The sequence below is a fragment of the Shewanella sp. SR43-4 genome, from assembly GCF_014163845.1.
In the GTDB taxonomy this organism is placed as follows: Bacteria; Pseudomonadota; Gammaproteobacteria; order Enterobacterales; family Shewanellaceae; genus Shewanella; species Shewanella vesiculosa.
Genome location: NZ_JACJEB010000011.1, coordinates 40,704 through 54,010, shown reverse-complemented (window position 1 = coordinate 54,010; position 13,307 = coordinate 40,704). Strand labels below are relative to the sequence as shown.

Below are 13,307 nucleotides of genomic sequence, written 5' to 3'. Positions count from 1 at the left end.
AAACCACAACAGCGAGTTATCAAGCCGATTAAATTAAACGACTAATCCATATTAATTAAGTCTGCTAAATCATGCTGTTGTAAAAAATGAGCGAGTAAGCCTCGAACTTGATTACCATTTGATTGCTGTAAAATAGACTCCAGCAATTCAGATAACTGTTGTTTTGAGACACGTCTAAGTAAAAAATTAATCCTCGCTAAGCTGCCTTGGTTCATACTGAGTTTGTTATACCCCATAGCAACTAAAAGCAAGGCGCCGTAGGGTTCTCCAGCAAGTTCACCACACACACTCACATCTAAATCATACAGTTTACACTCATCAACCGCGCGTTTAAGGGCTCTAAGAATACCAGGGTGATAACTGTCAAATAGCGAACTCACACTCGGATTATTACGATCGACAGCCAGCAAATATTGCGTTAAATCATTACTACCGACAGAAACAAAGTCAACTCGCTTCGCCACATCTTGTAACTGGTATAATAATGCTGGTACTTCAAGCATTACACCAACTTTTGGCCTAACCAAAATAGTATTTAACTCTTGGCTTAATTCAATAAATGCTTGATCCAAATATTTTAAGGTTTGATCTATTTCATCTAAATTACTGACCATTGGCAGTAATATTTGCAATTGATTACCGTGACTTGCTGCTTGTAACATCGCCCGTAATTGCACTAAAAATAATTCAGGATGATCCAGTGATAACCGAATGCCGCGCCAGCCTAAAAATGGGTTATCTTCTTTAATCGGAAAATACGGTAGTGGTTTGTCACCACCCACATCCAATGTACGCATCACCACAGGTCTATCACCTGCAGCATCTAATACTTGGCGATAGACATTGATTTGTTCACTTTCACTCGGAAAGCGTTGATGCAACATAAATAGGATTTCAGTTCGATACAACCCAATACCATCGGCACATTCTGCTATTTCAGATGCGATACCACTGAGTAACCCTGCATTGAGATACAAATGGATCCGCTCACCATCGGTGGTAATAGAGGGTAAACCCAACTCGGCAGAAAATTGCTTTTGTTTTTCAACATCTGCATCAATCAGTAATTGGTACTCTTCTATCACAGCGGGTGAAGGCGATACCAATAGCTGACCACGATTAGCATTTAATACTAATAGCTTTTGATCAATATCGATGGATAAGACTTCATCAACGCCAACAATAGCTGGTACACCTAGCGCACGCGCTAAAATAGCAGCATGAGCATTTACTCCACCACGCTCGGTGACAATCCCAGCTAACTTTTGCCGCGGAAACTCTGCCAGTAAAGTGGCATCCACTTCTTTTGCGACTAATATAACCGGTTTATCCGGTTCTAATTCCAGTCGGCCAGGCTCTATCAGTTGTCGAAGCAACTTCTGCCCAAGCTCTCGAATATCACTGGCGCGCTCTTTGAGGTAAGGATCTTCCATCGCCAAAAACTGCTCAATATAGCGAATAGACACCCGACTGACAGCAGACTCAGCTTGCCAGCCTAATGCGACTTCACGGGCATACTCGCCACCGAGACTCGAATCATCGAGCAGTAATTGAAATGCAGTAAATATAGAGGCAACATCAGCAGATTTCTCGCGTTCAAAACGTTGCGATATTGACGTCAGCATGTCTTTACAACGCTGTACGGCTAATTTTAAGCGCAGAATTTCAACATCAACATCAGTACATCGGATCTCGGCCTGTTCCAGTGAAATCAAACCACCTAACACTAGACCATGAGCAATCGCAATACCGCTTGACGCTGTTTCACCACTGAAAACAACTTGTTGCTGCACATTGGTAATGGCCGCCTTGTGCTTTAAGCTTCGCACAACGACAGCAAGTTGCGCTGCCAAGGTCATTAAAAATGCTTCTTCGTTTTCACTGAACTGACGCGCTTCGGGCTGTTGCACCACAATAACGCCGACAACCTGTTTTTGAAAAATGATCGGTACAGCTAAAAATGCCCGATATTCTTCTTCTGCAGCTTCTGGGAATAATTTAAAGCGAGGGTGAATACGGGCATCAGCAAGGTTAATAGCTTCTTCACGTTCGGCAACTAAGCCAACTAACCCTTCAGATAGTGGCATACTGACGCGGCCAACAGCAGATTTTTCTAGCCCTTCGGTGGCCGATAACACAAGATGTTGTTGTTCAAGGATATAGATAGAACAGCAATGGGTAGCCATCGCTAATCGAGTTTGTGACACTAATATGGTTAATGCACTTTCAAGGCTGTTGGCTCTCGCAACAGCTTGAGTAATATCCCTGAGCATATTTAACACTGTTCCAATCCTCTTTGAAATCAGTTAACTCCGTTGTTTGCTTCGTTTTTTACTAAATTCGCGCGTTTGTAGCGCTAATGTCGTCGATGCGAACTCTTTCATTACCTTTCTATATACGTCGCGTTTAAAAGACACTACCTGACGAACAGGATACCAATAACTGACCCAACGCCAATCATCAAACTCTGGATGACCTGAAGAATTCAAGTTAATGGTATTATCGTGACCTTTCAATTGTAGTAAAAACCATTTCTGTTTTTGGCCAATGCAAACAGGTTTGCTTTCTTGGCGTACCAAACGCTTAGGTAAACGGTAACGTAACCAAGAGCGCGTGGACGTTAAAATTTGAACATGTTCAGGTCTTAGCCCCACTTCTTCGTAAAGTTCTCGATACATGGCTTCTTCTGCAGACTCGCCATCATCCAACCCACCTTGTGGAAACTGCCATGAATGTTGGCCAAAACGTCTGGCCCACATAACTTGTCCAAATTTATTACAGATAATGATGCCCACATTTGCGCGAAAGCCGTCGCTATCAATCACATGGACTCCGAAAATAACAAATTTTATATCGTTTGATTGTTTCACAAAGCATGCCTATCGGCAAACCTCTATTTACTGTGGATAATTGAATAACAATGTGAATAAATCAAAATTATCAACAATTATACAAAACCACTTTGTGGATTATCCACAAAATCTGTGGATATCTCTGTTCGAAACTTTGGTAAACCTTAATAACAGGCTAAAAACCAACTAATATCCTTTTGAATAAAACTGCTGAGAATTATATTATAATTCTATATAAACAGTAACTTAAAATTTTAAATAAATTCAAAAAATGCTAGATCGCTGCAATAGTACAAAAAACACACAAGCCTAATTGAGATAGCTAATCACTCATTTAGCAACTTAAGTTATACACAAATAACAAGGCTTATTTTAAATTAAACCCGTAAAAAAGCCATTTTATTACGTTGACTTGGGGTTTTTAATCAGTTAAAGAGCCATAAACTTGTACTTATCCATTAAATCTGTGGATAAGTATGTGTGAAATGTAGGGGAAAAACGAGTGTAACTTGGGACAAGTATATTATAAAAACAGTCGTAGTTAAAAAATTCATTTTAAAACAGCATCCTACAGAAGATTTTAAGCGAATAACTTTACCCAAACAAAATGCGGTTATTTTTCAACCAACCCAGGTACAACTAACTAAACTTGTTATCAATCAATATTACTTGATAGCATAGCGTGTCAGTATTAATCGCCAGCGCCCCCCACGTTCTCAAAGGTAAATTATCATCAAATGGCTAAATCATCGCCCTTAAACCTCAATGAATTAATGCAAAGAGCCCACAATATGGCAGGCATTTGTTTAGCGGATATTGCCAGAGATAATCAAATAGAAGTACCGGTGGATTTGCGAAGAGATAAAGGCTGGGTAGGTCAACTTATTGAATCTGAATTAGGTGCGCTTGCGGGCTCAAAACCTGAACAAGACTTTCTGCATTTAGGCGTTGAGCTGAAAACGATCCCGATTGATCATAACGGCAAACCACTAGAAACGACTTATGTTACTGTGGCCCCACTGACGAATATTCAAGGCATGACTTGGGAGAATAGTCTGGTTTATCATAAATTGCAGAGAGTGTTATGGGTTCCTGTTGAAGGTGAACGGAGTATTCCTGTTGGACAAAGACGCATAGGCACACCCATACTGTGGCAACCCAACAGAGATCAAGCCAGACAGTTACAACAAGATTGGGAAGAGATAATGGAGCTTATTGCCTTAGGCAAGGTGGATAAAATTAGCGCCCGTCATGGAGAGGTACTGCAATTACGACCAAAAGCGGCTAATAGCAAAGCACTCACAGAAAGCATCGCCGAAGATGGCAGTATACAATTATCCAATCCTCGAGGGTTTTACCTTAAAATTAACTTTACGCAACAGATCTTAGCTAATGCATTCTCATAATCTGCCACAATCACAACCCTGACTATGATTATTAATATCGAAAAAACTTGTACTACTGCAGCAGTTTCTTCACTTCTATTGATCTAAATCAGAAATAAAATATCACAAGTAAGCAAAATTTCTATAGACTACCCCTCTTATATACTAAGTCATTTAGGCAACCACATTCTCCGTGAAAGCACGCCGTCAAACACAAAAATTATTGTTCGCTATTTTTGCCTGGTGTGTAGCAATGGCTTCTTTCGTTTTTTTTCGTTACTCACAATCATCGCAACTACCTGAGTGGGCAGTTGGAAGTGCCGATTTAGCCACACTTGCTGTGATGATGGGCATTGTATTTGGCTGTTTGCATTGGATGTCGAACCTGATTGCTGACTTTAGCGCCATCAGTCGTTTACCTTATTTATTTTCAGTCGTATTTAAAGGCTTGTTTCTATTACTCGGGGCGACGACCTTAGCGTATGTGACACAATTTTTAAACATGTGGGCCATAGAGAATCACATGGTGACATTGCGGCAAATGCTTACGGTGCAAATTATTTACAGCCCATCATTCCAAGCATTAGTGGTTTATCTTGTTGTGGTGCGGGTCAGCTTAGCTTTTATTGAACAAATGTCGCTGTTGGTAGGCCCAAAAGTATTACTGAATATTGGCATGGGTAAATATCACAAGCCACGTTATGAGCAACAATTGTTCTTGTTTATCGATATGGTGTCATCAACCGCTCATGCAGAAACGTTAGGTGACTATCGCTTTAGCCGCTTGATTCAAGACAGCTTTAGTATGCTTGCAGATACGGTGACCGATAATGAAGCGGAAATTTATCGCTATATGGGTGATGCAGTATTGATCCACTGGCCGTTAGAACAAGGCATTAAACATGACCGTTGCATGAATATCTATTTTGAGTTTTGTCAGCAACTTCAGTGGCAGAGAAAATACTTTGAACAGCAATATGGTTTTGTGCCCAAATTCAAAGCAGCAGCCCACTGTGGCCAAGTTGTCGCCGCAGTTGTTGGTGTTCATAAGCAAGAAATTAGTTTCTTTAGTGATGTATTAAACACTCTGGCTCGACTGCAAGATCAATGTAACCCACTCGGTCAAAGAATGTTACTCTCAGGGGATGTAGTGCATCGACTTGAACAGCAAAATAGCCAGTATCAACTGACTGACTTAGGGCCTATTATGCTAAAGGGTAAAAAGCATCCAACTGAAGTGTATGGTGTTGCTCCAATAAAATAACTCCCTCTGCTAGTTGAAGTCAGTTAATAACAAAAATGGCAAGTATTACGACTTGCCATTTATTGAGGCTTCAACATTCTCCAAATGAGTCTCTAACCGATCTTATTCGGTAACACTTGTGCTAACAGCTTTTTCTGAATGGCCAAACCTAAGGTTCTGAACGTTGAAATACGACTGGTAGTTTGACGCCAAACTAAACCGATATCACGGTAAGGGGCTTCGCCAGGTGGATCGATAGCAACCAGATCGGTATCCGTTAATATCCCTGTATCAATAGCCATTTGGGGTAAAAATGTAGTACCAAGTTTACTGTTTACCATCTGTACTAAAGTATGCAGACTCGTGGCAGCAAAGGGATTAATTTTGGCACTATCACCCAATTGGCATGCTGTTATTGCGTGTCCGGTAATACAATGTTCAGCTTGGAGTAAAAAAATACTTTCATCAGGCATTTTTTGGTAGTCGATAGGTTGCACTAATTGTTGCGATACCTCTTTATGCATTACCATTTTAAACGGATCAATACCGACTTTCATACTATGAAAACCACTCGTGTCCACGGGTAACGCCAATATCAATAGATCTAACTCACCTTTGGCTAACGCATCCAACAAACGCTCAGTGGTATCTTCTTTTAATAACAAGCTGAGTTTGGGATAATCTTGCTGGCATAATTTAACCACTCGACTGAGTAAGAATGGCGCTATGGTCGGAATACACCCTAAGCGGATCTCTCCAGTCATGGGTTCGCCTTGATTTTTAACTAACTCAACTAAGTCATCGACATCGGTTAAAATATTGCGAGCTCGCTCAACCACTTCTTCGCCAATAGCAGTAAACATAAAGGATTTATGATCGCGTTCAATTAACTGGTAACCCAGTTGCTCTTCAAGGTTTTGAATCCCACTTGATAATGTTGATTGGCTCACAAAGCATATCTTGGCAGCGCGATTAAAATTTTGTTCTTGATGTAAATGAACTAAATAATAAAGGTTTTTAAGGCTAGGAAGATTTTTCATATAAACGATTACCCTTATCTATGTTAATTCAAATAGTGAATTAAATAAGCCAAAAAAACAAGACATCAATGGGCTAATCGAAATAAAGGCCCATAAAAAATGCCCCTTAAATAAGAGGCACTTAAACAGCATGACTTTCAGCACTCGTCTAGGTATTTATCTAAACAGATAGTGACTAGCATAATGGAAATTACGCTTTTGCTTCCAAGTATACTTTCAACTGTTGTAAATCTTTGGCAGCATGCTCAACGATTGCAGCAAGCCATACCTTGTGTTCGGTTTCCCATTTAGCTTCTTCACCGTGTTGTAATAACTGTGAAAATTGCTGAATGCGTTTCAGGCCAACAGACCCTGCTGCACCTTTAAATTTATGAGCTTCTGCACATAAGGTGTCTTTATCATTTGCATCACCCGCTTTCACTAGGCTGCTGATATATTCAGGCATTAGCTGCTCGAATAACACGACGCTTTTCAATAACGTTCCAGCTCCAATGGCACTGATATATTGCTCAAGCGTATTGAGATCCAATATTGAGTCTAACTGCGTTGTGGCCATTAAGGCACCTCTATCAAATATAACGCTATAAAGTTATAAATATGATACCGAGTAAAATACCCTATGCAAGGCTTGCTAATATTTAACCGCTATTTAATGACAAAATATCACATTTTTTCAACATAACTACTCAACTGGTATTACCAATGTTTAAAAATACCTCACATTGATAATTTTTCAGCCAAATTTTTAGTGATAATAGTTATCACTCCTATATAACATCACAAAAATCGACCTAAATGTTGAACCTATTTGATTGCCAATAATCGACCCGCAGCGATCACTCGCCCCAAGAGGTTTTAGGTTGGCTAGCGATTAATGCACTGCCTTGCCCACCAAATTCACGTAACTCGTTTACGATCGCAACCAAGCCATCCCAGCGAAAAGCACACCAATCTGGGGCGAGTAAGATTGGTTTTTTGGCATAAGCAGTTACCCGATGAAAGATAATATTTTTTGGAGTATGTCGAATAAGTTTTGCAGCTTCAGCGGCATACTCTTCAAGGGTCAATAATGGCATAGCATTATAACGCCATTGCTTCGCCATCGTACTGCCTTCAACAACATGTAAAGGATGTAATTTAAGTCCATCTACACCAATGCCTAATACAGTTTGTAAGCTATTAAAATAGTCAATCGACGTTTCGCCTGGGAGCCCTAATATCAAATGAGTACACACTTTAATGCCTCTAGCGCGGGCATTTTTTACCGTCCGACGATATTCGCATAACAGATGGCCACGATTAATCCGCTTTAAAGTATGATCATTGGCGGTTTGTAAGCCTAATTCTAGCCATACTTCTATCCCTCGTTGTTGATACTCAACCAGTAAATCAATTACTTGATCAGGAACACAATCAGGACGAGTACCAATATGTAACCCTACAATATCGCTATCCTCCAGCGCTTGATCATATTTTTGCTTAAGCACTTCATACTCATCATAAGTACTAGTGTAAGCTTGAAAATAAGCAATATATTTAGCTGTGGGTGCAGTATTTATATTCACCGAAGAAGTACATTTTTTTGCTGATTGCGCACGTACTTTGCCTTCAGTTAATTGTATCGCTATCGGTTGTTCTCTACCTCGTTCACCACTGAATGAGGCAACGTTGCAAAAAGTACACCCTCCCACCCCTAAGGTGCCATCACGATTAGGACAAGTAAATTGGGCATCAATGGTTAATTTTTTTACCCTTTGTCCATATAGACGTTTGCAATACAGGCCAAACGTATTTACGTAGTCATCTAAACCCAAAATACAGTCTCATTATTACGCCAAAGTTCGCCAGTGTAGTCAGTCGATAAACACCTGTCTTGGTGCTAAATCAATAAAACAGTCTATTAACTCAAGCGAGTTATAAACTTATGTACAAACTAAATAACGTTTAAAACAATTTAGTTTATTTACATCGACAAAAAGTGAATATTTACTCATTTATAATAATTTTTTACCCAAAGACTGTGTTTGAAATAAAATTCATTATTTTTGTTTCAAAAACAATTAACCGCTATTGTTACAAAAAGGTAATCAGTAATTTAATTTTTTTCTAAAATTCTTTTTATTCAGAACGTTATAGCGCTAAAAACACAGTTTACGTTAACGTAAACTTGACAGCTTATTACCTTTTTCTAGTAATTATATTTCAGTTTGTTGCATTTTTTTGGTTTGACCTTTATGCATTCTCGGTTTAATTTGGATGGTTCGGGTGCATATCTATGGATATTCTTCAAATTTACCCCGAGTCGTATCTAGTAGAGGTTTAGGGGGTTTTTTGTATGAGCTTGTATCATCCCAGTTTTGAGCGTGACAATTGCGGATTTGGTTTGATTGCACAAATGGACGGAGACGCGAGTCACCGTATTGTGCGTACCGCGATTCATGGTCTCGATCGAATGAAGCATCGTGGTGGTATTGCAGCTGACGGACGCACAGGTGATGGCTGTGGTTTATTAATGCAAATGCCTACAGATTTTTTTGAAGCGATTGCGGCTGAAAATGATTGGCATTTAAGCCGCAAATTTGCGGTGGGTATGCTATTTCTTAGCCAAGATGAGCAACGCGCTGATGAAGCGAAGTTCATTTTAGAAAAAGAACTACAAAGAGAAACGTTAAGTGTCGCTGGCTGGCGTAAAGTTCCGATCAATCCAGATGTTCTGGGGGAGATTGGCCGGAAAAGCTTGCCACAAATCTATCAAGTATTGATTAACGCGCCAGTGGGATGGCGTGAGAAAGATCTTGAACGTCGCTTATATATGGCTCGTCGCCGTCTTGAGCAACAAATAACAGATGATAAAGATTTTTATGTTGCTAGTCTTTCTGGGCAAGTCATAGTCTATAAAGGATTAATGATGCCAGCAGACCTGCCATCATTTTATACAGACTTAGCAGATATTCGTTTAAAAAGTGCGATTTGCTTATTTCACCAACGCTTCTCAACGAATACATCGCCAAAATGGCCATTAGCACAACCGTTTCGTTATCTCGCTCATAATGGTGAGATCAATACCATTACCGGCAACCGTCAATGGGCAAGAGCGCGTGCTTATAAATTCAACTCGCCTTTATTACCCGATTTACAACAAGCGGCCCCTTTTGTTAACGAAACCGGTTCAGACTCGTCTTCTTTAGATAACATGCTCGAAATGCTGTTATCCGGTGGCATGGATTTATACCGTGCGATGCGTTTGCTTATTCCACCAGCATGGCAATCTAATCCTGAAATGGATGACGAGTTAAAAGCTTTTTATGATTTTAACTCAATGCACATGGAGCCGTGGGACGGCCCTGCAGGCATTGTAATGACCAATGGTCGCCATGCTGCCTGTGCAGTTGATCGTAACGGCCTACGCCCTTCTCGCTACGTTATAACCAAGGATCGTATCCTCACCTTAGCGTCTGAAGTGGGAATTTGGGATTATTCCGCCGATGAAGTGATTGAAAAAGGCCGTGTTGGGCCTGGCGAGTTATTAGTCTTAGACACCTTAAATGGTCGCTTGTATCACTCATTTGAAATTGATAATGACCTAAAGCGTCGTCATCCTTACAAAGAGTGGATGGCTAAAAACAGTCAGACATTGATCCCTGCGGAGCAAATTGCGCCGACAAAACAAGGTTCAAGTGGCTTCGATGCCAAAACACTGCTGCAATATCAAAAACAGTTTGGTTTTACTCGTGAAGAATTAGAGCAAGTTATTTGGGTACTAGCCAGTAAAGGCGAAGAAGCCATTGGCTCAATGGGCGATGATACACCTATGGCTGTATTGTCGAAAAAGTCACGCTCCTTGTATGACTATTTCCGTCAAAAATTTGCTCAGGTGACTAACCCACCGATTGACCCCTTGCGTGAAAAACACGTAATGTCGCTCGCGACCTGTGTAGGACGTGAACAAAATCTTTTTAGCGAAACCACAGGTAATGCTTACCGAGTAATGTTTAATTCGCCAATTTTATTATTCAGCGATTTTAACCAATTACTTGGACTCGATAGCACTAACTATCGCGCCAATACAGTTGACTTGAACTACGATGCTCAAGAAACCTTAGAGCAGGCTATTCGTCGTATAACAGACGAAGCAGAACGCTTAGCGCGCAGTGGCACAACATTATTAGTCTTGTCTGATCGCGCGGTTGCAAAAAATGCTCAAGTGATCCCAGCCGCAATGGCTGTCGGAGCTGTGCAGCGACGTTTAGTCGATAAAAGTTTACGTTGCGACACTAACATTATTGTTGAAACCGCATCTGCTCGTGATCCACATCATTTTGCGGTACTAATCGGCTTTGGCGCAACAGCCATCTACCCTTACCTTGCATACGAATCTATTTCTGCGATGGCTAAATTACATCAGATAGATGATGTGACCCCATTAATGCTTAACTTCCGTTATGGCATTGAAAAAGGTTTGCGTAAAATCATGTCAAAAATGGGCATTAGTACCGTCGGATCATACCGTTGTAGCCAACAGTTTGAGGCCGTCGGTTTAGCCAGTGATGTGATTGAATTGTGCTTTAAAGGCGTAATCAGCCGTATTGAAGGGGTTAGTTTTAACCATATCGCCGATGACCAAAAAATACTCCATACTGCGGCCTATCGCGCCCATGTACCGCTACCACAAGGTGGCTTGCTTAAGTATGTTGAAGGCGGCGAATATCACTGCTTTAACCCAGATGTTGTCAATACCTTGCAAGCGTCACTAAAAGACAAAAACTACGCTGAGTATAAAAAGTTTACTCGCTTGGTTGATGATCGCCCAGTGGCAACGCTGCGCGATTTAATTGGCATTAAAGGCCAGCTTGACGCAGTTGAGCAAGAGACTGTTGAAGGCGCTGAAACACTTTACTCACGCTTTGACAGTGCTGCCATGAGTATTGGCGCATTAAGCCCTGAAGCCCATGAAGCATTAGCGGTTGCGATGAATCGTCTTGGCGGTCGCTCAAACTCAGGTGAAGGCGGAGAAGACGCGCGTCGTTTCAATAGCGAACGTAACTCAGCCATTAAGCAAATTGCATCTGGTCGATTTGGAGTGACAGCTCACTACCTGGTTAACGCTGATGTGCTGCAAATTAAAGTGGCACAAGGGGCAAAACCCGGTGAAGGTGGTCAGTTACCTGGTCATAAAGTGAGTGTGGAAATTGCCGGATTACGTCATGCACGTCCTGGTGTGACCCTCATTTCACCGCCACCACATCATGATATATATTCTATTGAAGATTTGGCTCAGCTGATTTTCGATTTAAAACAAATCAATCCAAAAGCCTTGGTGTCGGTCAAACTGGTTTCAGAACCAGGCGTGGGCACTATTGCAACGGGTGTCGCCAAAGCCTATGCCGATATGATCACCATATCGGGTTACGATGGCGGTACTGGTGCAAGCCCAATCACCTCAGTGAAATATGCTGGTTCTCCTTGGGAGCTCGGTTTAGCGGAAGTGCATCAGTCACTGGTAGAAAATGGCTTACGTCATAAAATTCGCTTACAAGTGGATGGCGGTTTAAAAACCGGTACTGATGTGATCAAAGCTGCATTACTCGGGGCTGAAAGCTTTGGATTTGGCACTGTGCCTATGATTGCGCTTGGGTGTAAATACTTACGTATTTGTCATCTTAATAACTGTGCCACAGGTGTTGCGACTCAAGATAAAAACTTACGTGATAATCACTATCACGGCTTACCAGAACGTGTCATGACCTACTTTGAGTTTGTTGCTCAAGAAGTGCGTGAATGGATGGCAGCATTAGGTGTCACCAAGTTCGAAGATTTAGTCGGACGCAGCGACTGGTTGTATGCGATTGAAGGTCAAACAGACAAGCAACGTGGCTTAGATTTAGCGCCGATTTTATACAAGCCTAAAGTGCAGCCAAATACGTCACTGACATGGAAAGAAATCAATCCGCCATCCGATGTGGGTCAGTTAAACCAAACCTTGTTAGCTGATTGTCGTACGGCAGTTGATCTCGGTGAACCGTTTACTTATCAATATCAAATTAATAATACCGATCGCTCTGTTGGCGCAACACTGTCAGGCTATATTGCCACTAAAGTCGGGGTCGCGGGTGCAAAACAACCGTTAACCCTTGGTTTTAGCGGTAGCGCAGGACAAAGTTTTGGGGTTTGGAATAGCCCAGGCCTTGAACTTAGGCTTTGCGGCGACGCCAATGATTATGTTGGTAAAGGGATGTCAGGCGGTAAAATCGTTATTCATCCTCCTATTGGTAGCCCGTTCCAGAGTGAACGCAGTGCCATTATGGGCAACACCTGTTTGTATGGCGCAACGGGCGGTAAATTATTTGCCGCAGGCCAAGCGGGTGAGCGTTTTGCTGTGCGTAACTCTGGCGCCATCGCTGTCGTTGAAGGCAGTGGCGATAATTGTTGCGAATACATGACCAGTGGTATCGTGGTTATCCTAGGTAAAACTGGAGTTAACTTCGGTGCAGGTATGACAGGCGGATTTGCTTATGTATTTGACCAATTTGGGCGTTTTAATCGTCGGGTAAACACCGAAATGGTCGACACCCATAAAGTAGAATCAAAAATCCACCAGCAGCACTTAAAAGGTCTTATTGAAACTCATTATGAAGAAACAGGCAGTGAGCATGCCAAAATGATATTGAGTGATTTTGAAAACTGGTTGGATTGTTTCGTATTAGTTAAACCAACGAATATTGCCGTTGCTGACCTGCTAAAAATTGAGCAGAAGAGTCCGGAATTAGTGGTAAAAGCAGGGTAATTA

The 13,307-nt window shown here is 41.4% G+C and carries 8 protein-coding genes; 3 read left to right on the top strand and 5 right to left on the bottom strand.

Going from position 1 to position 13,307, the window contains the following annotated elements:
* Positions 1-41: 41 nt before the first annotated feature.
* Together ptsP and rppH are read right to left on the bottom strand one after the other, a co-directional pair.
* Positions 42-2,282, bottom strand: a complete 2,241-nt coding sequence (gene ptsP / locus H5123_RS13690; RefSeq protein ID WP_182698324.1) for a phosphoenolpyruvate--protein phosphotransferase — start codon at positions 2,280-2,282, stop codon at positions 42-44.
* Positions 2,283-2,306: 24 nt separating this feature from the next.
* Positions 2,307-2,825 carry an RNA pyrophosphohydrolase gene (gene rppH / locus H5123_RS13685; protein ID WP_124017220.1) on the bottom strand — a complete coding sequence of 173 codons (519 nt, stop codon included), beginning with the start codon at positions 2,823-2,825 and terminating at the stop codon, positions 2,307-2,309.
* A gap of 764 nt (positions 2,826-3,589) precedes the next feature.
* On the opposite strand from rppH, the gene mutH reads away from it, so the two are divergent.
* Both mutH and H5123_RS13675 read left to right on the top strand, forming a co-directional pair.
* The gene (gene mutH / locus H5123_RS13680) at positions 3,590-4,258 is read left to right on the top strand and encodes a DNA mismatch repair endonuclease MutH (protein ID WP_182698323.1); all 669 of its coding nucleotides are present in this window, start codon (positions 3,590-3,592) and stop codon (positions 4,256-4,258) included.
* Between the two features lie 232 nt (positions 4,259-4,490).
* The gene (locus tag H5123_RS13675; RefSeq protein WP_220487645.1) at positions 4,491-5,501 is read left to right on the top strand and encodes an adenylate/guanylate cyclase domain-containing protein; all 1,011 of its coding nucleotides are present in this window, start codon (positions 4,491-4,493) and stop codon (positions 5,499-5,501) included.
* A gap of 92 nt (positions 5,502-5,593) precedes the next feature.
* Here the strand turns inward: H5123_RS13675 and oxyR are convergent, their stop codons facing one another.
* From oxyR to H5123_RS13660, 3 genes are all read right to left on the bottom strand, one after another.
* A complete protein-coding gene (oxyR, locus tag H5123_RS13670) occupies positions 5,594-6,520 on the bottom strand; it encodes a hydrogen peroxide-inducible genes transcriptional activator OxyR (protein ID WP_124017092.1) in 927 nt (308 codons plus the stop codon).
* Positions 6,521-6,710: 190 nt separating this feature from the next.
* Positions 6,711-7,076 carry an Hpt domain-containing protein gene (locus H5123_RS13665; protein WP_124017091.1) on the bottom strand — a complete coding sequence of 122 codons (366 nt, stop codon included), beginning with the start codon at positions 7,074-7,076 and terminating at the stop codon, positions 6,711-6,713.
* Between the two features lie 280 nt (positions 7,077-7,356).
* Positions 7,357-8,334: a TIGR01212 family radical SAM protein gene (locus H5123_RS13660; RefSeq protein ID WP_182698322.1), complete on the bottom strand. Its 978-nt coding sequence runs from the start codon at positions 8,332-8,334 to the stop codon at positions 7,357-7,359.
* Between the two features lie 521 nt (positions 8,335-8,855).
* On the opposite strand from H5123_RS13660, the gene gltB reads away from it, so the two are divergent.
* Complete coding sequence (gltB, locus tag H5123_RS13655) at positions 8,856-13,304, top strand: glutamate synthase large subunit (protein ID WP_182698321.1); 4,449 nt, start codon at positions 8,856-8,858, stop codon at positions 13,302-13,304.
* Positions 13,305-13,307: the final 3 nt, after the last annotated feature.